Raw genomic sequence first — 23,499 nt, 5'->3', positions numbered from 1 at the left:
AATTTAGCGGTCACACTGGCGACCCAATTTATATATAAGGAGACTGGACCTTGACCTTGCAAGACACCCCGACCCTGAAAAATGCGCTGGCACTGAGTGCCGAGAAATATGCCGATCGCCCCGCTGTCTGCTTTGTGGGTGAAGCCCCCATGACCTACAGAAATTTCAAAGAGCTGGTGGACGATGTTTCCCTGCTCCTGCACAGCCGCAGCATCACCAAGGGTGATAAAATTGCCATACTGGGCGAGAATATGCCTAACTGGGGTGCTGCCTATCTTGCCATCACCTGCATGGGTGCAGTTGCCATTCCGATACTTACTGAATTTCACGAAGGTGCAGTGCATCACATTCTGCGCCATTCCGAAGCCAAAGCCATCTTCGTTTCCGAACGCTTGAAACACAAGGTGGAAGAGTACGAATCCGACAACCTGCATACCGTCATCACGCTCAATGACTTTTCACTTTCCACTGATGACGGACTGCGCCAGAGCTTTAAAGAAGGTATGGCTCAAGCGCGCAAATCCTTTGAACAAGTCAAAGAGCAGGTCAAGGAAAGAATCAGCAAAGAACTTGAAAAATACACGGACATGGGCAAGGAATACGTTCGCCCGTCAACAGAAATCGATGTTGATGACGTTGCCGCCATACTGTACACATCCGGCACCACGGGAAGCTCCAAAGGCGTCATACTCACGCACCGCAATATAGTATTCAACGCCATAGCAAGTGCCGATATCGTTGATGTGACCACCGAGGACCGTCTTGTTTCAGTCCTGCCGCTGGCACACACCTTCGAATGTACGCTGGGCATGGTCCTGCCGCTTATTCACGGTGCTTCCATTCATTATCTCCGCAAACCGCCAACGCCTAAAACCCTGCTTCCGGCCATGGGCAAAGTCCAACCGACCATGCTGCTCATCGTGCCGCTGATCATTGAAAAAATCTTCAAGAACCGCGTCCAGCCCAAGCTCAAGGGGTCCGGCATCATGCGTAACGTCATGAAGCTCGGTGCCGCCCGTAAAAAGCTCTATGCTGTCGCCGGTAAAAAACTCATGGAAGCCTTTGGAGGACAGCTTCGCTGCATGCCCATCGGCGGTGCCTTTCTGGCTCCTGAAGTCGAAGACTTCCTCATGCATGCAGGTCTGCCCTATACTGTCGGCTACGGCATGACCGAGACCAGCCCGCTCGTCTCCGGAGAACCTCCCAGGTCCGCCCGCTTCCGTTCTGCCGGGCGTCTTCTCAAGGGCATGGAAATAAAGATCGACAATCCCGATCCCGAGACCGGCGAAGGTGAAATTCTGGTCAAAGGCCCCAACGTCATGCAGGGCTACTACAAGGCACCGAAAGTCACGGAAGAAGTTCTCATGGAAGACGGTTTTCTGCGCACCGGAGATCTCGGTTACATTGACGAAGACGGTTACATTTTCCTGCGTGGTCGCCTGAAAAACGTGATCATCGGCCCCAGTGGCGAAAATATTTATCCCGAAGAAATCGAATCCCTTATCAGCGAATGTGATTACATTTTGGAATCGCTCGTCTATCGCGCTGATGGCAGACTGGTTGCCCGCGTTCATCTCGACTATGAAAATCTTGATGAAAAACTCGGCACCGGAAAAATGATTGAATCGAAAGCCCGCGAAGCCGTGGAGATGCATCTTGACTCCATCAAAAAGACCGTCAACGGCAAGGTCTCCAGCTTTGCAAAGCTCTCCAAGGTAATCGAACAGGTCGAGCCGTTTGAAAAAACGCCTACCAAAAAAATTAAACGCTATCTCTATATTGATATTGAAGAGAACCAGAAGCGATAAAAGATGACTGAGAAGCACTTGGTGAAGTGTTGGGTTAATATATAAAAAAAACGGGTGCAGTGTTTAACACTGCACCCGCTCTTAGTTTAACGGCCTGTTTCCTCCCTGATTTTCTTCTCAAAATCTGTCCTATCCTTACCCACATAGAAGATAAATGTGCAGAGCATGACCACCATGCAGCCGATCAATGCATCCTTGGCTGCCCCGGACAAGGCAATGAGGCAAAAGCCACAGGCCAGCAGAGCTGAGCTGATCTGCAGCCATGCCTTCTTCGCATGGAATCCGTAACGGCGCAGCAGGTTCAGGGCCGAATAGAAGTACGGCGGCAGAGTCAGCAACACGGCAATGGATGCGATATTTCCGAACAGGGACTGGGTGTTACCGCCTTTGGATAGAAGCATAAGCACCACCAGCAAAATACTCATCATAACCGACGAAAGCACCAGCCCCATGACCGGGGTGCCGTGGCTGTTTTTACGCCCGAATACTTCAGGCAGGGTTCCGTCACTGGAAGCCCTTGCACCAGCCTGTGAGACCAACATCATCCATGACCCCAGAGAAGCAAGGCAGGCAAAAGCAGTTACAGCGGAAACCACTTTGGGAACATATCCGGCAAAAGGCAACGCAGCGCAGATATGGCCCATAGCCAGTGAAAAAGGCGCACCGGAAGCGGCCATTTTATCTGCCGGGAACATGCCTGAAATAGCAGTGCAGGAAAGAATATAAACCAGCCCTGCCAGCGCGGTACCGATCATGGTCGAAAGCGGAATGGTCCGTTTAGGGTCTTTGACCACCGCCGTATTCACAGCCGCACTCTCCACGCCGATAAAGCTCCAGATGCAGAGGATGATCGCAGCCAGAACCGCCGAATCCGGTGTATGTCCCTTGACCAGCCAGTTAGCATTGAACTGGGCAGTATCAAAATACATCCAGCCCGCAGTCCCGGTTATCACAACCGGAATAAGCAGCAGCACAACACCAACAGAGACCAGCCGTCCGATCCAGTCCGCACCGAGAATATTGATCCCGGTAAAAATCCAGATGATCGCAATGGAAGTAACTCCCGATGCGACCGGGTCCTGCAGGGCCGGGAAAAACACGGACAGGTAATCAACCCCGGTAATGGCGATGGCAAGATTACCGATCCAGTTGGCGTGGTAATAAAGCAGCCCGGACTGATAACCGAGAATAGGCGAGACCTCGCCGGAATAGGCAATGGGACCGCCCTCCTGCGGGTCTTCCATGCCCAGCCGGGAATAGACATAGGCAAGGGCAAGAGCGCCGACCAACGCCACCGCCCAGCCGACAATGGTGATACTGCCGATGGAAGCAAGGTTGGCCGGAAGCAGCGCAATTCCCGATCCCATCATGTTGCCCGCCACAACAGCCGTGCAGGCAAAGACACCCATTTTCTTATGATCTGCTGACATATTTTCTCCATGCCTCCGGCGGCCTCGCGGGGCGCCCTGCCGGGGGCCTCAAACCCTTTGAAAAGGGTTTAAGAATCCCAAACTTTTTTAATAGGGCTTCGCCGTTGGGTTTGTTAAATTGTCATTTTAATTCTGCGTGCATTTTTACTGCCCGGTTGTAAAAAAAGAGCGGAACACTGGTGAACACGCTGACACCTGCGATTAAAAATCCTATGTAGCCGACCGAAGCGGTGAGCCCTTCATCGAGGACCGCTCTGGGCGGAATGAAACCGAATGCAAACACAAAAAGACAGGTTACAATGGCCAGCCCCGAGACCAGCCAGATTCCGACCTTGCCGCCGGGGATGGTGTAGCCCCTTTTCACATCCGGCCTTGTGTAGCGCAGCCTGATGGCCGCAGCAAACATGAGCAGGTACATGATCAGATAGAGCTGCACCGCCAGCGCACTCATAAGCATAAACGCGCTGGATACGGTGGGCATAAACAGGATAGCGCAGGAGACCAGTGCCGAAAGACCGCTCTGGATAATCAGGATATTGGTGGGGATGCCGAATTTATTGGTTTTCTGCCAACGTTTCGGCAAATAACCCTCGCGGGCGACCTCACGGATACCCTTGGAAGGACCGACCATCCAGGTGATGACCATGGTCAAAGCGCCGTAAGCCATTAAAAGGCAGATGACCGGGGTCATGAATTCCATCTTATGAATCTGGAACAGCTTGTCGAAAGCCTGGCAAACCCCGGCACTGAGGCTGACCCCGTCCGCCGGGACGACCATGGCAATGGCCAGTGATCCCAGCGCGGAAAGGGAGATAATCAGAACGCTGGCCGCAAAAATAGCCTTGGGATAGTTAACCGACGGGTTGCGGACCTCATTCACATGCACCGCTGACATTTCCATGCCCGTAAATGAGATCAGCATGGCTGCCAGCAGCATGAGGTCCTGCAGGCTCTCGATATCAGGCATGAGCGCTGCGGGGCTAAAGGGAATCTGAACCGTACCGCCGGAAAGGACATGGTCTATTCCGAGCACAATGATCAGCATGCCGGGAACAATTGTTCCGATGATGGCTCCTGACGAACTGAAGAATGCCGAGAGTTTCATGTCCCGGAAATTCAAAAAGGTCGCCAGCCACAGGCTCACCTGAATAACCCCCACAATGAACCATTTGTTTTCCGCAAGCTGGGGGTCGAAAATGTAAGCAATGGCCGATGCCGCAAAAGCAAGCACCGCCGGAAACCACGGCAGGTTTTCAACCCACTGCATGAAAATAGCCACAAAGCCCCATTTGGGACCGAAAGCCTCTTTGACCCAGAGATACACGCCGCCCTCATCATCCCAGCCGGAGGCAAGTTCCGCAGAAACAAGTGCCGACGGAATAAAGAAACTCAGCGATCCCAGTGCCAGATAGAATATCAATCCCCAGCCGTATTCCGCCAGTCCCGGCAGGGCGCGTAACGACAGAATCGCCGCCACGTTGATCATCATCAGCGTAAAAACTGATAATTTCTGCTTGGAGCCTGAATCTGTCATACGGCCCTCCGGTTTATTGATACTGTCCCAATCAAATTATTTCTTCAGGCACATGGTTTTAAAGAACTTCTTACCGTCCCGTTCAACACGTTCCACGCCATGGATATCGCTTTCATATCCGGGGAATACATTTTCGAAATCCTGACGGGCTGTGAGGTAATCAAAGATGGGCCGTGCTTTGTCGTTAAGGATTTCCCCGCCCATAATTACCGGGATGCCCGGAGGATAGGGAACAACCATTACAGCCGGGATGCGGTCCTGCATTTCGGAGAGTTCCACGTATTCCACATTCTTGCGGACCACGGCATGGTAGGCTTCGGAAGGCTTGATGGCCTGATCCGGGATAACCTGAAAAGCGGCCTGCATTTTATCAAGCAGCTTGTGCTCTTTGTAGTAATTGTGAATGGCGTTGCAGTGATCCTTTACGCCTACTCCTGAATAAGTTTCCGGGTATGCTTTGACCAGATCGGGCAGTACCATATCAAGGGGCTGGTTGGCGTCGTAAACTTCCTTGAACTTGAGCAGCCCGGCCAGCAGCGAGCCCTGCTTGGCCTTGTTGGTACCCACGGAATTGAGCATCAGGAAGGAATAGTAATCGGTTTTTTCGCAGACGATACCATGGTTGATCAGGTAGTCGGTAACAATGGAAGCCGGAATACCTTCATCTTCCATGGTTCCGTCATGGTTGAGACCGGGGGTGGTAAAAGTCAGTTTAATGGGATCGAGCATGGCGTATTCATCTTCCATGTCTTCGAAGCCGTGCCAGTTGTCTTCGGCGGAAAAGACCCACGGATGCTGGTGGGTGCAAAGGTATTCAGTGGGAACATCCTCAAACTTCTTATACCCCTTGCCCACGAGTACTTTTTCCGGCTGCCACATTTCAAAGAACCAGCTGTCCTGTTCATTCATTTCACTGGCGATCATGGAAACTTTCTTTCGCAGATTCACTGCCTCGATCATGGTATCGTGCATGAGCACTTCACCGCTGTCCTGCATCATTTTGGTGGCCACATCGAGAGAGGCGATCATGCTGTATTGCGGGGAAGTGGACCCGTGCATCATGTAAGATTCATTAAGCTCATCGCGGTCAATCTTCACATCGCTGCCATCACGCACATGAAGCATGGAAGCCTGTGAAAAAGCGGTCAGCAGCTTATGAGTGGAATGGGAGCAGAAAATAGGCGGATGATGTTCATTGCGGTCATCATCAGCCATACCGAAATGATCCTTATACATGGGATGAAAACGGGCATAAGCATACCACGCTTCATCAAAATGAAGGTTGTCCACGCTCTTCTGGAGCTGCTTTTTGATGTTGATGACGTTGTAGCAGACTCCGTCATAGGTGGAGTTGGTGAGAGCGGACATGCGTATGCTCTGCTTTTTCAATTCTTCGGGAATGAGCTTGTTTTCACGGACCTTGGACTGGATTGTTTCCTCGGAAAATTCTGACAGACGGCAGGGACCGATTATGCCGCGCTTATTTCGTCTGGGCACCATATAGATGGGATAGGCATCGGTGATGACCATAGCGTAATTGAGGGATTTATGGCAGTTGCGGTCCACAAAGGCGATGTCGTCCCGCACCAGCTGGCTGCGCCAGATAATCTGGTTGACATTTGAGGTTCCGTTAAGGACGTAGAAGGTATGGTCTGCTCCGAAAGCACGGGCGGAATTGTTTTCAGCATCACCGACTACCCCGCTATGATCCAGCAGCGAGCCAAGTTCGGGAACGGAGATGGAAAGGTCGGAACGGAACACGTTCTCGCCGTAGAATTTATGCATTGCCACCCCGGCCGGGCTTTTGAGGAATCCTTCCCCGCCCATGTGTCCGGGGGTGTGCCATGCGTATTTGTAGGCTTCTGAGTATTTGACCATCTCCCCGAAAAAGACCGGAAAGACAGAACGGACATATTCAACCAGATGAGTTTCAATACGTCCGGCCAGAAATTCAGCTGTTTCAGCACTTTTCCAGAGGCATTCATTAATCTGCCCTAGAATCTTGGTGGAAATATCCTCCATGGGTATCCGCTCGGTGAGCAGAAAAATGGGAATATTCTTATTTCTTTTACGGATGGCATTGACCAGATGTTCAGGAGCTTCTTTTTCATCATCCTTTTCAAAACGGATATCCCAGTCAATTACCACTGCACCGATATCTGCACGGGAGATGAAAATTTCCATGGCATCCTCATAACTGTGGGAAGGGCATACCGAGCACTCCTGTTCCGTAAGCAACTCATTCTCCAGATTCCGCAGTCTGCGGCCTTCGCCCGTATTGGATTCAAATTGAGCAGAAACAATCAAAACAGGCCACATATGTTTGGTTATCTTCATACTGCGTACTCCTTAATTAGCGTGATTATTTTTAAAGGTAGTTACATCTTTATTTCTGGTACAAGATTTATCTGTAAATTGCTACACAGATTAAATTAAGACAGATATCTTTTTTCAAACAAAAAACCCGCTCCAGTTTTATATGAACTGGAACGGGTTTTATGATGCTGTTAGGCTATGTTTTTAGCTCTTCAGATTATCCCCCTACTTCTTAGGCGGCAGGGAACAGGAATCACTGCAGCAGGTGCCCTGCAGGAATCCGGTGTAGGTATAAAAAATGCGTTCAATCTTGGTCCGCTTTTCTGCCGGGAGCGGTTCGCGCTTGTAATCGGCGGTCATCTTGAGCAGCTCGTCCCAGTTCGGTACAGACTTCATGCCGTGGGCCAGAGTCTTGCCGGAAACGGCATCAAGCAGGAAAGCGTCCATGGAGTCTGAAATGACCACGTAAGGAACCGGACCGCCCTGAAAAAGCTTCCCAGCACAGACAGCTTCACGTTCATAGCTGCCCACATCCCCGGCGCAGAACATGACCATAAGGATCGGCTGGTCGTTTTTATCATAAACAACAAGGTCTATAGTGCGGCACATTTCCTCGCCGTCTATTTCAAAACAGAGGTCGATCTTGGCTTTGAGCGACTCTTTGGGGTAGCCCAATTCTTCCACCAGCAGCTTTGCCAGTGCCTGACGGAATTCCTCGTAAGTGGTCTCTTCAATTTCTTCGCCACTTAAATAATCACGCAATGTTCCACCCATACTTGTTTCATGCATATGTGCCTCCGGCGGGCCTACCGGCGGTCCCTCCGGGGGCTTAAACCCTTTTCCAAAAGGGTTTAAGAATCCCAAAACGTTTTGACAAGGGAACCGTCGTGGTTTTGTTAATATATTTGCTAATTATATAAGCATACAAGACTGTTGTGCAAGGGGTTATTAAAAAAGAAAAAGCCCTGCTCCTGTAATCAGGAACAAGGCTTTAGTGGAAGGAGGTGAGGGAAAATTTACAAATCTTCCAGATTGACCCCGCTGGTTTCAATACGAAACATCCAGGTCACAATTGCCCCGATGATTGAACAAACCACCAGAAACCCCAGAATCGGTCCGGTTCCGAAATCCTTGAGCAGAACCGGGAAGAAAAATGCCGTTGCAACCGCACCGACCTTGGCAAACGAAGCCGCGAATCCTGCACCCTTCCCCCTGATTTTAGTGGGAAAGACTTCCCCGGCCAGCAGATAGGTGATGGCATTGGGACCCATGTTGGTCATAAAACTGAAGAGCATGAATCCACTGAAAAGCAGGGTTATGGACATGGAGGAATCGGGGTCCATTGTCATGGACATAGAAGCCAGAAGCAGCCCGATGGCACAACCGATGAATCCCACAACCTGCAACTTGATACGCCCTACTTTATCAGCCATCAATACTGCGGCGAGGATTCCCACAAGCAGGAGAACATCAATGAAAGCCGCACCCTTGGCTGCCAGCATATCATTATGAATCAGGTCCGCCACATTTCGGGCATGCACAGCCTTGGCACCGAGAACAGAAGCCAGAATAGTGGGGGTAAAAATCCCGATCCCGTATGTTCCCAGATCCTGCAGGAACCACGGAACAGACGCGAGGACGGTAGCCCGGAAGCTCTTACCTTTGAAAAGATCGGCATAAGTGCCTTTGCTTTCCTCTTTGTCTCCACCGTTTCCGTTTTCAACAGGTGGGGCGATCTTGATGACCTTGGGATAATGAGGTTCACGGTACAGCAGCGAATGGAGGGCCTCTTCCGCTTCCTTGATCCGGCCCTTGGCAACCAGCCAGTGACTGCTGTCAGGAATATAAAACCTGCCCACGACCACAAGAATAGCCGGAATAATGGCCGCCCCGTACATGTATCTCCATGCACTCAGTTCCGGGGCTTTATACAGGATAAGATACCCGATGGCAGTCCCCACAAGGGCACCGACTGCCTGAAATGCAAAAGCACTCAGCACCAACCGCCCGCGATCCGTACTGGGGATGGACTCGGAAATAACCATATGCGCTGTAGGGTAGTCACACCCCAGAGCCAGTCCCATGCCGAAAAGAAAAATTACCAGAAAAATATAGTTGGGGCTGAATACCAATGCCACCAGACAGGCCACAAAAAGAACCATCTCCACAATAAACATCTTCTTACGACCGTAATGGTCGGCCAGACCGCCGAGCACTGTAGCACCAATAAGAATTCCGAACAGGGTTGCGGCACTGACCGTACCCTTTTCCATGGCTCCGAGATTGAATTCACTCACGATGAGCGGCAGGGCCACCCCGGTCATGAACACAACCATGCCCTCAAAAAATTTACCAGCTGAAGCAAGAAACCAGATTCTCCACTGCATAACAGTCATGGGCGAAGAGGGCGCAACAGTGCCGTCTGCCCAATAAGGAGTCTCATCTATGTAATCCTGCACAGATCTGGCAGCAACTTCGCCGGATTCATCAACAACAGCCATACGGCCTTCTCCCCGATAAAAATTCATATGTTCGCCTTCCAATAACATAATGAACGCTTGTTTGTCCTTAACGCTAAGGATTACATAATGAATTATGTCGCTGCATGGCGGGAAAGTGACGAAATAAACAGTATAAAAAAAGAAGGGAGGACGACCTGCCAATCAGGTCGCCCACCCTTCTCTATCCTTGAAGCACAACTCCCTATGAGTCATGCATTCGCTATACATAATAGTTGTTTTAAAATTCTTTCGCAAGGCGTGCCCTCTTAACTGAGAACAATTTTCATTTTCTCCTTGACTCACTTATATTTGAAAAGCTAAACATCAATCGATTTTGATTATCAATCTTTTTTTCAACTAGTCATGGCAAAAATGAATATCTTCATACGCAGTGCAATTCTGGCACTCATAACGGCTATCCTGCTGACACCCTATGCGGACAGCCACGCCCATTGCCATGGTTCAGTAGGATCAGTAGAAGAATATTTCACCCACAGTCATCTCGGGGTTCCGATCTCCTTTCACTGCACAAGCCATTGCGAGCAGCGGGGACATGACTCTGATAATTCTGCGCACAGCGACGAACAGCACCCGCTTCAACATCACCACCATCATGAGGGGCCGATTGAATCCTGCAATACCGTTGTGGAACACTACGAATGGCATTGCGACACAGGCAATTTACACTTTCATTTTCTGGATAACCTTATCCCTGCGGACGAAATCCGGGAACATATGGAGACCTGCGCTGATTCTATTACAAATGCTATCGCCTGCAATCCTGCCCATGGCCCCGGTTTTGAGTCAGCTGTCCAATACCTTAAAAACTCCGACCTTTCATCATCATACCATATAAAATGGATCATCTTAAGCTCTTCTGACCTTTCCCCGCCCTCAATTTTTTAATTGAAAATTAATTTCATTTTCTTCTTGACTCATATTTCACACTTGTTTAGTCAGAAATTCAATTGACGTTGATTATCAACTTCTAACTCAATCGCAAAAACTAAACAGTCATTACAATACGGAGACACAAATGACTAAAAATATAAATCTTTCCAAGATACTTGAAGGACGCACCTACGCTGTGCTCGGGTTTGAAAGCGAAACTTCAGACTATGCACATAAACTTCGCAAAATGGGATTCATCGAAGGCACCCGCATCGCACTCGCTCCCATCAAAATTTCTGACCCCATGATCTTTGAAATCCGCGGCAGCCGTGTGGCCCTGCGCAAAAATGAAGCTGACCAGATCAAAGTAGAGGAAGTTTAACCATGCATAAAATAGATAGAATCGCCATCGCAGGCGTACCCAACTGCGGTAAAACCACCCTCTTCAATGCACTCACCGGGGCACGACAGAAAGTCGGCAACTGGCCCGGTGTTACAGTAGAAAAGATCGAAGGAACATTCTCCATGTCCGGCACCAAAGTCGAACTTGTAGACTTGCCCGGCACCTACAATCTCAGCCCGGACACAGAGGATCAGAAGGTTGCAGAACGCGTTATCCGCAGCGGCGAATACGACCTGATCGTCAATGTGGTCGACGCCACCAACCTTTCCCGCAACCTCTTCCTGACCATGGACCTCAAAGAACGCACAGACCAGATCGTTATCCTGCTCAACATGCTTGATGTTGCGGAAAACGAAGGTCTGGATATCGACGTGGATAAACTAAGTAAGGAACTGGACATTCCGGTAATACCGGTCATTGCGGTTGATAAGAATTCTGTCACAAAAGCTGCGCAGGCTCTCTCTGACGCTACGCAGAATCTTCCGGACCACGACTCCCACCCCACCCGTCAGGAAGTGATGGATACAGTTGAAAAATACAACTATATCGACACCATTTACAGCAAAGTACTCAAAGAGAAGAAAGACCGCAGCCAGAACTTCACCAACCGGGTGGATAACATTGTCATGAACAAGTTTGCGGCAATCCCCGTATTCCTTGTTTCCATGTTCCTGACCTTCTGGTTCGCCATTGGACTCGGTTCTGTATTCATCGACTTTTTCGATATCATGGCCGGACTTTTTTTCATTGATATCCCTGCAGAACTGCTGGCAGGAATCGGTGCTCCGGAATGGATCAGCGTACCCCTCGGCGGCATCGGTGCCGGTATCCAGACCGTAGCCACCTTCATCCCGGTGGTATTCTTCATGTTCCTTGCGCTGGCTATCCTTGAAGACTTCGGTTACATGGCCCGCGTTGCTGTTGTTGCCGACCGCTTCATGCGCAAAATAGGCTTGCCCGGCTCTGCATTCATCCCCATGGTTGTGGGCTTCGGCTGCACAGTACCCGCAGTAATGGCTGCCAGAACCCTGACCTCCAAACGCGACCGTTTCATGACCATTTTCATGGCCCCGTTCATGTCCTGCGGTGCACGTCTGCCTGTGTACGCCCTGTTCTGCGTGGCCCTGTTCGGAGCATATTCCGGTCTGGCGGTATTCCTTATCTACCTGTCCGGCCTTGCCATGGCTATTTTCACCGGATTCCTGCTTAAAAACACCCTCTTCAAAGGCTCCGCTTCACACTTTGTGATGGACCTGCCCCTTTATCACATTCCCAGAGCCGGTGCGGTATTCAAAAGTGCATGGCTGCGCATGAAGGGTTTTGTTAAACGCGCCGGGGTGATTGTTGTAACAGCTGTATTCGTGCTCTCCATGCTCAACTCCGTGGGTATTGATAACGGCAGACTGACCTTTGGCAATGAAGATTCCCAGAACTCCGTACTCTCTATTGCCGGAAAATCCATCTCCCCGATTTTCGAACCCATGGGCATCAAGGAAGAGAACTGGCCAGCATCCGTTGCCCTGTTCACCGGACTTTTCGCCAAGGAAGCAATTGTGGGCACAGTAAACTCCCTCTACTCCTCCATGGACGCAACCGCTTCTGCCCCTGAAGCCGAAGCAGCAACCGCAGAAGAAGCAGGACTCGACATAAGCGGAACTGTGAATGAGGCATTCGGGACCGTGATTGACGGCCTTGTGGGCGCGATCACTTCCGTGGACCTGCTCGGAATCGGACTGATCAGCGAAGACAGTGCCACTGTGTCCGAAGAAATCGGTGCCGACGTATCTGTCTACAAACACCTTGCAGCCAACTTCACTGTCTACTCCGCTTTCGCCTACCTGCTCTTCGTACTTATGTACTTCCCCTGCCTCGCTGTAATCGGGGCCACCAGACAGGAAATGGGCGGATTCTACTCTGCAGTGATGGCTATGTACTGCACCGCATTGGGCTGGTCAGTGGCTACCCTGTTCTACCAGATTGCTGAAGGTAGAAACGTTGTTTACATGGGAGTTGCACTCGCTATTCTCGGTGGCATCTATGCGACCCTCAAATATCTGGGAACACGTGAAGTAGAGCACGAGCCGCAATTAAAACCTTTAAATTTGTAACTGCCGGAAGCTAACGGAAAGTACCCGCCAGACATTTCCGTAGCATTCTTTAAAGCGGAGGCCTCCCAAAAAGGTCTCCGCTTTTTTGCATTCTAATCAACATACTGATATAATTATCCATTTCGACAAAATTCATTTACACCCGAAAGAAGTGCTCACTTTTTAATTATATGATACTTCAATTAACGCACTTAAACTTATAAACCGTATTTTTACCACAACTCAGCAAACTACCAGATAGCGATGAGTATAAAAAAATATTTAATTATTGCTTTTGGATCCATTCTCGCAGTCAGCATTTTTATGGGCGGAATAACCATCTACACCGCGACTTCACTGCAAATGGAGAACAAACGCGTAATCTATGCCCAACAACAACTGCGCTTGTTAAAAAGGGTCAAAGCAACCACCAACCGGATGCTTAAAGAAGTATCCGATTACATTTTGTTGCAACACATAAGTGAATTTAACGAATTCCATGAAGCCCGTAAATCACTTGAAAAATCATTACACACACTTCAAAAGACAATTAATGAAGAGATCAGTTACATAGAAAGGATAGGCAGTGACGAATACGAAGAAGAAGCACAAGAGAATCGGGTTTTCAATAAAATCAAGAACCAGCTCACTGAACTTATACAAATAGCAGAACTGGCTCTTTCCCATGCCCACAACGGTGACGTAAAAGAATCAATCAGGCTGATCGAAGAAAAAGTAGAACCTATTTACGATGACCAATTACGTGAATCAATCGACAAACAGATTGATGATGAACAGGAAGAGATCGACGATGTATACGCATCATTAACCGAAACTTTCACCATGTTCCAGATACAGGGCATAACAACACTGGGCCTGTTACTGGCAAACATCCTATTTGCTACCGGTCTTGCATACCGCTCCATCTACCGGCCCATAACCGGCCTGCTGAACGCGATGGATAATATCGGTCGTGGAGATTACTCAGTAAAATTTGAAGAAGGCGACGGGGAAATAGGACAGCTGACACGAAGCCTGAAAAGAATGACCCGAGATCTGACAGACACTCAATCGCAACTGATTCAATCATCCAAGCTGGCATCCATAGGGCAGCTGTCCGCCGGGCTTGCTCACGAAATCAACCGCCCTCTCTCAGAAATCAACACATATGTTCAAACCATGCGCAGGGAAATTTCCATTCTGGACGAAAGTTACGGACTGAAAGAATCTACAGAAGTAATAGAAAATAAAGCACAACAGATCACCCATGTTGTAAACCACCTCAAACAATTTTCCCTGCAAACGGATTCAGCCAAACGCCAGCTGAAGGTGAATCAAGTGGTCGGGTCATCCTTTACGCTGCTAAAACAACAGCTGGATTCCCATAAAATAAAACTGCAAACCGACTATCACGAGCAGTTGCCCGCAATAAAAGGCAATGAGAATGAGCTTGAGCAGGTATTTTTAAACATCATAAGCAACGCCCGTGATGCGATCTGCGCAAGATACGACCTTTCGGAAGGGATCATTGAAGTCAGCACCGACTTCAACCATGCAGCAAACAACATCGAAATCTGTTTCCGGGATAACGGCTCCGGAATCAGCCATGAAGACCTGCCGTTTGTCTTCGACCCTTTTTTCAGCACCAAAAGTAAAGAAACCCATTCCGGGCTGGGGCTTTCCGTTGCTTACGGCATTATCCAGCAGCATGGCGGCACTATCGTTGTTAAAGAAAGCTCGCGGGACGGGTCGGTTATTGAAGTCAGGATTCCGGCGGCTGGGCAAGAAGGGGCATAATATCTGTCCTCTTCCATTGCTGAACAAAATACACAATTATGAAACAACTACTTCCTCAAAAACTTACCAAGAAACAAACAGCCATATCCTGTGCGTTACTGATATTAATATTCATATTGAGCAAATACAATTATGTACGCATCAGTGATGACCTTACGCCGGAAATGTTCATCGGGCCGGCACCGGGCGAAACGATTACTCTGGACAATCCCGGAGGCGCGGTCACAAAACGCACCTGTCTCGGAATTTCTGCAGACGGCGTATATACCATGGAAGAAAGACTTATTTTTCCTCCCCCGCCATTTCCGGTAGATCCCAAGGCAAAGAAAGCTCCCACTGAATTACCGGAAGGATTCACTTCTCTTCCTATCAAAAACAATGAACTGATCACCCGCTATACCCAGCAGGCGGTAGAGACAAAGATAATCTACAAAGAAATTTCCCCAAATACAGAAGAAGGAGTGACCATAGACCTTGCAATGAATGACCCGGATTATAAAAAAGAACACAAACCGAAAAAAAAGAAATACACAAGCAGAATAATAGACGAAAGCGAAGAGGTCATCCTAGGCAAAAAAAGACGAACTCTGCGTGTCGAAGTGATGGAAGGCAGCTATTCCCCAACAACAAAGGTTTTCACCTTCGCATCTGAACTGGGCATGATCCGGGGCGAATATCGTTTTATGGGATTTCCAATCGACATGCTGCTGGAACTGCGGGAGGATTAATTAAATAAAGAATTACGCACATCGGTAACTAGTTCGATGTATTTTTTTACTAATCCGTCACCACCTTCCATGTGCCTGCGGTATGCGAAGGCATAGGCTTTATAATTTTTAGATTGCTTGTCTAAAAACACTTGCATTTGGTTCATTTCTTCTCGCACCTTTTCTAGTCTATTTTCAGCCTCAAGAATTTCGTCCTTTTCAATTTGCGAGCCACCACTCCGGTCCTTCTTCTCTTGGATGCTATCATACAAGACCCTCCATTCAGCTTCCTTCTTCAAAAACTCTTTAAATTGATCTAGATTTTCTTTTTTTAGAAAAGCATCTAACGCGTTCACAATATCTCCCAGCAATACATGCATTGCAGATTTATTACGAACAGATACTCTTTCCTCAATTGCCTTAATAATAAATACTTTTTTCCTATGATAAAAAGATTCAAGCAATTTTGGATCAGAAAAATATTCTCTAAGACTTTGTTCTATTTCATCTCCAATTTGATAATATATATTATCAATCGGATTTCTCTCGTCTCTATAAGACTCCCAGCCGACATAAAAATTGTCCTTAGGAGATTTAAGTACCTCACGGTAGTAATAAAACCCTAACTGTTCTCGAAATAACGAAGCATAATTATATGGCATAATAGCTAGATAGACATGATCTATACTGGGCCAAAAGATATCCCACGCAACTTCCTCAACTAGCTTATCGCTAATAACTTCCTCAGGAGCACTTGGTTTTAAACTTCCTAGAAAAAACTTGGTATACGCATCAAATAATTTAACATATTCTTCCTCAAGTTTTTTTACATAAATCGCTTTTTTTTTATCTTCAGTAGCATTCTTATGCACTACTTTCACAATGGGCATTACAGGCTTAGCCCCAGCATTCTCTACAACGACCTCATGGCTACATCCCTTCGAAAAAAACGAAACGACAAACCAAATTAAAGATGCACCAATCCCTGAAAACAACCATTTTTTATTATCATTAATCCATGAAAACATATTCCAAACCCATTACTAAAATATTGTATATGCAAAATTAATAAGAAAACACATTCAACTAAAAATAAAATAAAATCAAATACAATATCACACCCAAAAAAAGCTCCCCCTATCTTCCGATAGAGAGAGCCTAAAACTCAGTTTATTCCAATTCTCCCCTACGGCACAACACTCCCCACCTTCAAAGCGAAATCAAACACGCCCGCAGGCATCATGCCCAGGCCCAGAACCAGCATGGAGAGCAGCACGGCTCCGGTAAAGCTGAATGCGGAAGTATCCGGCAGCGGAACCCCTTCAACTGCGTCCTTGGTGTAGGCATGGCGGACCATTCCCAGATAGTAGTAGATGGAAATAGCGGTATTGATCCCGGCGATGATGATCAGCCAGTTGTAGCCGTGGTTCCAGCCGGATGAAAAAAGGAAGAGCTTACCCATAAACCCGGCCATGGGCGGCAAGCCCACCAGCGCGAATGATCCCACAGCCAACGCGAAAGCAAGGGCCGGGGCGCGCTTGTGCAGACCGTTAAGGTCATCCAGCTGCAGATTACGACCATCCACAGAGACGCGGCTGACCACCCAGAAACAGGTCAGGTTCATGGCCACGTAGGCCAGTGCGTAAAATGCAGCGGCCGCCAAGCCCTGCACTGTTCCCGAGATCAGACCGATCATGATGTACCCGGCATGGGCAACGGAGGAATAGCCGAGAATACGCTTCACGTCCCGCTGAACCAGAGCGGCAAGGTTACCGAAAGTCATGGACAAAGCACCAAGCACGGCAATCACGGTGGTGATGTCGTAGCCGGGCTTGAACATGGCAGCCAGACGGATCAGAATGACCACCGCGCCGAGCTTGGGCAGGGTCGCCACGAATGCGGCGGTTTCATTGCTCGCGCCCTCGTAAACATCCGGGCACCAGAAGTGGAACGGAAACAGGGCCAGCTTGTAGAACATCCCCAGCAGGAACAAGGCCATTCCGGTTACCGCCATGGGCGCGGCACTGAAAGTCCATGTTTTCTGGACCAGGTCCGCGAGGTAGGTGGTGTGCATTCCGGCGAGGATGTAGGAAAAGCCGTACAGGGCCACAGCCGTGGAAACCGCGCCGAACATGATATACTTGATAGCCGCTTCCGCCGCTCCGCGATCCTTGGCCCGCAGGGCAATAATGGCGTAAAGTGCGTAGGAGGAAAGCTCCAGCGCGAGGTACATGGTGATCAGTTCAACAGATGAAGCGAGCATCATGAGTCCCCAGCCGCTGATGGCAAGGAAGAGGAAATAATCCGACCTCTTCTCGTTCACCAGCGTAGGCTGGCGGGTGGCGTTGAACACGGTCACGCTGAAACCGATAGCAATGGCGACCTTGAAAAACTGCGAAAGCGGATCGACCTGATAGGCCCCGTGAAAGAACAGCCCTTCCTGCCCCAGCGAAAACAGCGAAACCGCAATAGGCAGCAGGGACGCAACGGGCAGCCAGACTCCGACCTTATGACGCATCTTCTCGCTGCCCACAGCCTGCACGAACAACAGGGCAATGATCAGGAACATGGAAAGTTCCGGCATGAAAGGATATGGATTCACATTCATTTCAATATCTCCTGTTGCTTACTTGATGATTCCCTTGAGGGAATTAAATGCCACTTCCGCGGGATTATCCTTTTCCATAGCCACAATCTTCGCCCCTTCCTTCACGTCCTTTTCCAGCTTGAGCAGCGAAGCGTCCATGACCTTGAAACAAAGTCCCGGCGCAAGGCCGATGTAAAGTACGAAAACCGCCGGAACAACCAGATAGGACCATTCACGCAGATTGAGGTCAGGCCATTCCTTCCAAGAAGTCGGGCGGCCCCAGGCCAGCTTGAGGGAAATACGGAGCATGTAAGCCGCTGCGACCATGGCTCCGGGCACCATGAGTGCGCCGATCCACGGATTCTGTTCAAAGGCACCCACAAAAACGAGAATCTCGCCCACAAAACTGTTCGTCCCGGGGAAGCCGAAAGAAGACAGCGCGAAAAGTCCCCAGAAGAACATGTAAGCGGGCATGTATTTGCCGAGTCCGAGGTTGTCATCAAGCTCGCGGCTGTGGCTGCGCTCGTAGACGGCACCGATCATCATAAACAGGCCGCCGGTGGTGATGCCGTGGTTAAGCATCTGAAAGAGCGCGCCTTCCAGCCCGCGCTGATTGAAAAGGAATATGCCCAGCGTGACAAATCCCATATGCCCTACGGATGAGTAGGCGATAACTTTTTTAATATCATTCTGCCCGAGGGCCACAATGCCGCCGTAAAGAATTCCGGCTATGGAAATGGCAATCATGAACGGGGCAAAGTATTCACTGGCCGCAGGGGTCAGCGGCAGGTTAAAGCGCAGGAAGCCATAAGTTCCCATCTTCAAAAGCACAGAGGCCAGAATGACCGACCCGGCTGTGGGAGCCTGCACATGAGCGGCTGGAAGCCAGGTGTGGAATGGAAACATAGGCACCTTGATGGCAAAGGCCAAAGCCAGCGCGAGAAATGCCCAGAACTGGAAGCTGAAGGCAAAATTCTGTTCCATAAGTTCCGGGATGGCAAAGGTTCCGCCCGCAATCCTGAAGGCGACAATTGCCACCAGCAGCAGTGCCGATCCGGCCAAGGTATAAAGGAAGAACTTCAGCGAGGCATAACGCTTTTCCGGCCCGCCCCAGACTGCGATAAGCAGGTACATGGGCACCAGCATGGCTTCCCAGAACACATAAAAGAGAACCAGATCAAGGGCGGTGAAGACTCCCACACAGGCTGCGGTCATGAACAGCAGACAGAAGTGGAATTCCTTGACCCTTGTTTGAATGTAAGTCCACGAACAGAGTACACAGAGCGGCAGCACGGCAATAGTCAGCACCACCATGAGAAAGCTGATGCCGTCAGTGCCGAGATAATATTCCACGCCCCACTGTTTGACCCAGTCCATGCGCTCCACAAACTGGAAAGCTGCGGATTCAAGCTTGAATCCGGTAAAGAGCGGATACGACAGTGCCAGTTCAACAATGGACACGCCCAACGTATAAGCCCGGATTTTGTCATCGCCTTTCAGGAAGAAAAGCCCGACAGCCGCCACAAGCGGAAAGAAAACAAGGACCGTTAAAACCGGATAAGCTACTTCTTGCATCTTACGATCTCCAGTATGCCTTCGGCGACCCTGCCGGGGGCCTTAAACCCTTTTCCAAAAGGGTTTAAGAATCCCAAAACGTTTTAGTAGGGCTGCGCCTCGTGTTAAGGCAATTTGTCAATTCACTATGTCGTCTTCACAAGCTAACTGCGAAGCTTATTGAAAGTTTTGGATTCGCCTCGTCCTGAGGCTCCCCCCTGCGAGGCGTTGCCTTTTGGGCAACGTCCAAATCCGCTTTCCTGCGGATTTGTGGAGAGTCCAGAGAACCCTTTTCCAAAAGGGTTCTTTGGCCGCCGGAGGCACTCTTCTATCCAAAATACCAGACAAGGCCGTAGACACATAAAGCGATAAACACTGCCAAGCCTAAATAATCCTGCAAACGTCCGGTCTGCATTTTCGCGCCCGTCTTACCGACATTACGCACGGTGTAGGCAGTGCCGTCGACCACGGTATCAATGCCTTTGCGGTCAAACCATGATGACCCGGCAGCGGAATCCATGAGCCACTTCAGGCCGATTATCCGGTAAACCGTGGTCCAGACTGAATCCACGTAAGCAATGGGACGGCAGACCAGCAGCAGCCCCATGTTGCCGATGAAGCGGTAGAGCTTGTCAAAATCGAGGTTGCGTCCGTGATGCGGAACGATAACCTTGCGCATGATCCAGAATCCCGCCCCAGTGAAGGCCAGCAGCATGGAAGCCTGCAAGAGGTGCCACGGGGTGTAGGGATGATATTCCACCGGGAAGGGCAGCAGCTTGTAAAGCATCTGCGGATAAACACCCTGCGCAAAGCAGAGGAAGGCCGCGATGCCCATGGCCACGTACATGTTAGTGGGAATTGGATTAAGCTTGATATCCGTCTTTGCGGGTTTATTCCAAAAGGCAAAGTACGGAAGCTTGATGCCAACCGAGAGGAACGTACCCACTGCGGCAATTTCAAGCCCCACCGCCAAGAGGGTATGGTGTGATTCCGCTGCCCCGGTAATGGTCATGGTCTTGGATACAAATCCGTTGAAAAGCGGCATACCGGAAATGGAAACCGCCCCGACCATATAAAGCAGCATGACCACAGGCATCTTCCCGACCAATCCGCCGAGGCGGTCCAGATCGGCAGTGCCCACCGCGAAAAGGATTGTGCCCACACTCATGAAGAGCAAACCTTTATAAAGGATGTGGGCATAGGCATGGGCCACCGCACCGTTGATGCACATGGCCGTGCCGATTCCGATGCCCGCGACCATATAACCTACCTGTGAAACAATGTGGTAGGAAAGAATCCTGCGCGCGTTGTTCTCCATGGACGCGTACAGCACGCCGTAGACCGCCATGAATGTTCCGGCTACCGCCAGCGCATAGACTCCGGAGAATCCGCGGGCCAACACGTAAACCGCAGTCTTGGTGGTGAAGGCACACATAAAAACCGCGCCGGGGATGGTTGCTTCGGGATAGGCATCAGGCAGCCATGCGTGCAGGGGCACAACAGCGGCGTTGACGCAGAAGCCGATCAGGATCAGCCAATCGTAATATTCCATGCCCTGCGGGTCCACAGGCAGAAAGGCGAAGGTACCTATTTCAGAATAACGGAGCAGCAATCCGCCGAGCAGGAACAGCCCGCCCAGCACATGGAACAGGAAGTACCTGAAGCCAGCCGCGCTGGAAGTCTTGGTGCGGTGCAGCCAGACCAGAAAGGTGGAAGCCACAGCCATGAGTTCCCAGAAAATGAACAGGGAAAGATAATCACCTGCAAAGACACAACCGAATGATCCGGCAACGTACAGGGCTGCCGAGGCATGGTGGGCTTTATCATCCATATGCAGAGCATAGATCATGCCGATCAGCGATTGAATGGCAAAGACGTTGGCAAAAACCAGCGAAAGCTTGTCCACCCTGCCCAGTACCAGCACATTGCCGAGATAAGGAATAACCCCGAAATTACCCAATGTGGCGGTAAAGACCACCGCGATGGCGATCACGGGCGGTATAAGCAGCAGCCATTTCCAATTCCTGCCCCGGAAGAACGGCAAAGCCATTGCCAGAGCGATAAAAGCCAGTGCCGGATGGAGAAAACCATTAATGGTCATTGTTTCCTCCTTCTGTGTAATCCTCTCCTTCTTCAGGTCCTACCAGAAAAGGCTGGATGAGCACCTTCATCAGGAAAACCATGCCCACTGAAGCAACAAGGGCAAAGATTTCCCAGAATCCGGGGTAACCATCATAGTGATATTCCACATGGTGCGGATGGATGAAGAAATTCAAGACCACCAGCAGCACAAGGAAGCCTGCGAACAGAATCTTCCAGAACTTCATATTCTGCGTGCGCTGGGTTTCGAACCAGTTTCCAAGTTTATCTATCATGGTGGTTCTCCTTAGAATTTACCGAACACGTTAATGAAGTTCAGGAAGGTCTGGGGATAAAGTCCCAGCCAGACCGAAATGAGAGCCGTGGTAAACAGTGGAATGACCATGCACAGCGGAGCCTCGTTGTATTGCTCGATATTGGCACCCTCTGCCGGGGCTTTAAAGAATGCCCGGTAGACAATGGGACCGAAGTATCCGGCATTGAGCAAAGTACTTGCCAGCAGAGCCACCAGCAATCCCCACTGCCCGATGGTAACCGCGCCTTTGACCAGATACCACTTGGTGGCGAATCCGCAGACCGGAGGCACCCCGATCATGGACAGCGAAGCAATGGCAAAGGCCCCGAAGGTCCAGGGCATGCGCCTGCCCAGCCCATCCATGAGGCTGATCTTCTTAAGGTGGGTTGCCACATAAATGGCACCGGCACCGAAGAACAAAGTGATCTTGGAGAAAGCGTGGTGGGCGATGTGCATCAAGCCGCCCTGCACTGCTTCCGGGGTCAGCATGGCCACACCGATGATGATGTAGGAAAGCTGGCTGACCGTGGAATAAGCAAGACGGGCCTTGATATCGTCCTTGGTCAGGGCGATAAGCGAGGCGGTAACGATGGTAAATGCTGCAAGGTAAGCCGTGGGCAGCCCCAGCCCCAATTTGTCCATGAGATCCACCCCGAAACCGGAGAGGATCACGCGGGATACCGAGAAAACCCCGGCCTTAACAACCGCCACCGCATGCAGCAATGCGGATACCGGAGTAGGCGCGACCATTGCCGAAGGCAGCCAATTGTGAAAGGGCATGAGTGCGGCTTTTGCCAGACCTGCGATATAAAGAATATAGGTGATGGTTACCAGAACCGGGTCGGCGTCTGCCGGGAAGATTCCCTGCGCCACATCGCCGAGATGGAAATCCAGGGTTCCGCAAAGCACATAGGTCATGACCATGGCCGGGAGCAGGAACAGCTTGGAGGTACCCATCAGGTAAACCATGTATTTCCGCGCTCCGTTGAAAGACACATCATCCTGATGGTGGGCAACCAGCGGGTAGGTGAACACGGAAATGATTTCATAAAAAAGATAAAGGGTGAAAATATTCGCTGAAAAGGCCACACCCACCGCACCGAAAATGGCCACCGCAAAACAGAAGTAATATCTGGTCTGGGCATGCTCATTAAGTGTGCGCATGTAGCCGATATTGTAGCTGGTGGCGAATACCCAGAGAAACGATGCGATGAGGGCGAAGATAAAAGCCAGCCCGTCCGCAGCAAATGAAACATTCACTCCCGGAAAGAGTGTGAACAGGGTGTATTCTACAATCCTGCCTTCCAGCACATCGGGGACCATTGAGGCAACCGAAAGAAAGGTCAGGATTCCGGCCCAGATGGATACGGCCTCACGGCGATTGATGTTCTCCCGGAAGAACCAGATGAAGAACGGAGCCACGAGAGTGATGCCGAGGGGGATCAGGATTCGCGCGCTGGTGATGAATTCAGTGCTAACTGTCATACGT

The 23,499-nt window shown here is 50.0% G+C and carries 17 protein-coding genes; 6 read left to right on the top strand and 11 right to left on the bottom strand.

Annotation, left to right across the window (positions count from 1 at the left end):
- Positions 1-50 precede the first annotated feature (50 nt).
- Positions 51-1,808, top strand: a complete 1,758-nt coding sequence (locus FMR86_RS07245; protein ID WP_163350426.1) for an AMP-binding protein — start codon at positions 51-53, stop codon at positions 1,806-1,808.
- 86 nt (positions 1,809-1,894) lie between these two features.
- Here FMR86_RS07245 and cadB read toward each other — a convergent pair whose 3' ends face one another.
- The 5 genes from cadB to FMR86_RS07220 form a co-directional block, all read right to left on the bottom strand.
- A complete protein-coding gene (gene cadB / locus FMR86_RS07240) occupies positions 1,895-3,238 on the bottom strand; it encodes a cadaverine/lysine antiporter (protein WP_163350425.1) in 1,344 nt (447 codons plus the stop codon).
- 121 nt (positions 3,239-3,359) lie between these two features.
- Positions 3,360-4,772, bottom strand: coding sequence for an amino acid permease (locus tag FMR86_RS07235; protein ID WP_163350424.1), 1,413 nt, complete (start codon positions 4,770-4,772; stop codon positions 3,360-3,362).
- Between the two features lie 36 nt (positions 4,773-4,808).
- Positions 4,809-7,109, bottom strand: a complete 2,301-nt coding sequence (locus FMR86_RS07230; RefSeq protein WP_163350423.1) for an Orn/Lys/Arg decarboxylase N-terminal domain-containing protein — start codon at positions 7,107-7,109, stop codon at positions 4,809-4,811.
- Between the two features lie 204 nt (positions 7,110-7,313).
- On the bottom strand, positions 7,314-7,877 hold the full coding sequence (locus tag FMR86_RS07225) for a type I restriction enzyme HsdR N-terminal domain-containing protein (protein ID WP_163350422.1): 564 nt from the start codon (positions 7,875-7,877) through the stop codon (positions 7,314-7,316).
- Positions 7,878-8,104: 227 nt separating this feature from the next.
- On the bottom strand, positions 8,105-9,616 hold the full coding sequence (locus tag FMR86_RS07220; RefSeq protein WP_203544807.1) for an MFS transporter: 1,512 nt from the start codon (positions 9,614-9,616) through the stop codon (positions 8,105-8,107).
- A gap of 345 nt (positions 9,617-9,961) precedes the next feature.
- On the opposite strand from FMR86_RS07220, the gene FMR86_RS07215 reads away from it, so the two are divergent.
- The 5 genes from FMR86_RS07215 (at position 9,962) to FMR86_RS07195 (ending at position 15,495) form a co-directional block, all read left to right on the top strand.
- Positions 9,962-10,495 (top strand): hypothetical protein, encoded by a 534-nt coding sequence (locus FMR86_RS07215; protein ID WP_163350421.1) that lies wholly within the window; start codon positions 9,962-9,964, stop codon positions 10,493-10,495.
- Positions 10,496-10,625: 130 nt separating this feature from the next.
- On the top strand, positions 10,626-10,862 hold the full coding sequence (locus FMR86_RS07210; RefSeq protein ID WP_163350420.1) for a FeoA family protein: 237 nt from the start codon (positions 10,626-10,628) through the stop codon (positions 10,860-10,862).
- Between the two features lie 2 nt (positions 10,863-10,864).
- Entirely contained in the window at positions 10,865-12,991 is a 2,127-nt protein-coding gene (gene feoB / locus FMR86_RS07205; protein WP_163350419.1) for a ferrous iron transport protein B, read from the top strand.
- 243 nt (positions 12,992-13,234) lie between these two features.
- A complete protein-coding gene (locus tag FMR86_RS07200) occupies positions 13,235-14,767 on the top strand; it encodes an ATP-binding protein (RefSeq protein ID WP_163350418.1) in 1,533 nt (510 codons plus the stop codon).
- Positions 14,768-14,883: 116 nt separating this feature from the next.
- A complete protein-coding gene (locus FMR86_RS07195; protein WP_163350417.1) occupies positions 14,884-15,495 on the top strand; it encodes a hypothetical protein in 612 nt (203 codons plus the stop codon).
- Here FMR86_RS07195 and FMR86_RS07190 read toward each other — a convergent pair.
- The 6 genes from FMR86_RS07190 to FMR86_RS07165 all read right to left on the bottom strand — a co-directional run bounded on the left by FMR86_RS07190 (position 15,492) and on the right by FMR86_RS07165 (position 23,495).
- Positions 15,492-16,502: a hypothetical protein gene (locus tag FMR86_RS07190; protein ID WP_163350416.1), complete on the bottom strand. Its 1,011-nt coding sequence runs from the start codon at positions 16,500-16,502 to the stop codon at positions 15,492-15,494. The genes FMR86_RS07195 and FMR86_RS07190 overlap by 4 nt on opposite strands.
- Before the next feature lie 158 nt (positions 16,503-16,660).
- On the bottom strand, positions 16,661-18,076 hold the full coding sequence (locus FMR86_RS07185; RefSeq protein ID WP_373682463.1) for an NADH-quinone oxidoreductase subunit N: 1,416 nt from the start codon (positions 18,074-18,076) through the stop codon (positions 16,661-16,663).
- A 24-nt stretch (positions 18,077-18,100) separates the two neighbouring features.
- Complete coding sequence (locus tag FMR86_RS07180) at positions 18,101-19,636, bottom strand: NuoM family protein (RefSeq protein ID WP_163350414.1); 1,536 nt, start codon at positions 19,634-19,636, stop codon at positions 18,101-18,103.
- 307 nt (positions 19,637-19,943) lie between these two features.
- A complete protein-coding gene (locus FMR86_RS07175) occupies positions 19,944-21,716 on the bottom strand; it encodes a Na(+)/H(+) antiporter subunit D (RefSeq protein WP_163350413.1) in 1,773 nt (590 codons plus the stop codon).
- Positions 21,706-21,990, bottom strand: a complete 285-nt coding sequence (locus FMR86_RS07170) for a hypothetical protein (protein ID WP_203544806.1) — start codon at positions 21,988-21,990, stop codon at positions 21,706-21,708. The genes FMR86_RS07175 and FMR86_RS07170 overlap by 11 nt, the downstream gene beginning before the upstream one ends.
- Positions 21,991-22,001: 11 nt before the next feature.
- Positions 22,002-23,495, bottom strand: a complete 1,494-nt coding sequence (locus FMR86_RS07165; RefSeq protein ID WP_163350412.1) for a monovalent cation/H+ antiporter subunit D family protein — start codon at positions 23,493-23,495, stop codon at positions 22,002-22,004.
- Positions 23,496-23,499 lie beyond the last annotated feature (4 nt).

The organism is Desulfovibrio sp. JC010 (assembly GCF_010470675.1).
In the GTDB taxonomy this organism is placed as follows: Bacteria; Desulfobacterota; Desulfovibrionia; order Desulfovibrionales; family Desulfovibrionaceae; genus Maridesulfovibrio.
This window is presented reverse-complemented; position numbering and strand designations above follow the sequence as displayed.

What these genes read in the sequence shown, in the direction of transcription:
- cadB (WP_163350425.1), bottom strand. Translation starts at nt 3,238, where the DNA reads ATGTCAGCAGATCATAAGAAAATGGGTGTCTTTGCCTGCACGGCTGTT.
- FMR86_RS07235 (WP_163350424.1), bottom strand. Translation starts at nt 4,772, where the DNA reads ATGACAGATTCAGGCTCCAAGCAGAAATTATCAGTTTTTACGCTGATG.
- FMR86_RS07230 (WP_163350423.1), bottom strand. Translation starts at nt 7,109, where the DNA reads ATGAAGATAACCAAACATATGTGGCCTGTTTTGATTGTTTCTGCTCAA.
- FMR86_RS07225 (WP_163350422.1), bottom strand. Translation starts at nt 7,877, where the DNA reads ATGCATGAAACAAGTATGGGTGGAACATTGCGTGATTATTTAAGTGGC.
- FMR86_RS07220 (WP_203544807.1), bottom strand. Translation starts at nt 9,616, where the DNA reads ATGAATTTTTATCGGGGAGAAGGCCGTATGGCTGTTGTTGATGAATCC.
- FMR86_RS07215 (WP_163350421.1), top strand. Translation starts at nt 9,962, where the DNA reads ATGAATATCTTCATACGCAGTGCAATTCTGGCACTCATAACGGCTATC.
- FMR86_RS07210 (WP_163350420.1), top strand. Translation starts at nt 10,626, where the DNA reads ATGACTAAAAATATAAATCTTTCCAAGATACTTGAAGGACGCACCTAC.
- feoB (WP_163350419.1), top strand. Translation starts at nt 10,865, where the DNA reads ATGCATAAAATAGATAGAATCGCCATCGCAGGCGTACCCAACTGCGGT.
- FMR86_RS07200 (WP_163350418.1), top strand. Translation starts at nt 13,235, where the DNA reads ATGAGTATAAAAAAATATTTAATTATTGCTTTTGGATCCATTCTCGCA.
- FMR86_RS07190 (WP_163350416.1), bottom strand. Translation starts at nt 16,502, where the DNA reads ATGTTTTCATGGATTAATGATAATAAAAAATGGTTGTTTTCAGGGATT.
- FMR86_RS07180 (WP_163350414.1), bottom strand. Translation starts at nt 19,636, where the DNA reads ATGCAAGAAGTAGCTTATCCGGTTTTAACGGTCCTTGTTTTCTTTCCG.
- FMR86_RS07175 (WP_163350413.1), bottom strand. Translation starts at nt 21,716, where the DNA reads ATGACCATTAATGGTTTTCTCCATCCGGCACTGGCTTTTATCGCTCTG.
- FMR86_RS07170 (WP_203544806.1), bottom strand. Translation starts at nt 21,990, where the DNA reads ATGATAGATAAACTTGGAAACTGGTTCGAAACCCAGCGCACGCAGAAT.
- FMR86_RS07165 (WP_163350412.1), bottom strand. Translation starts at nt 23,495, where the DNA reads ATGACAGTTAGCACTGAATTCATCACCAGCGCGCGAATCCTGATCCCC.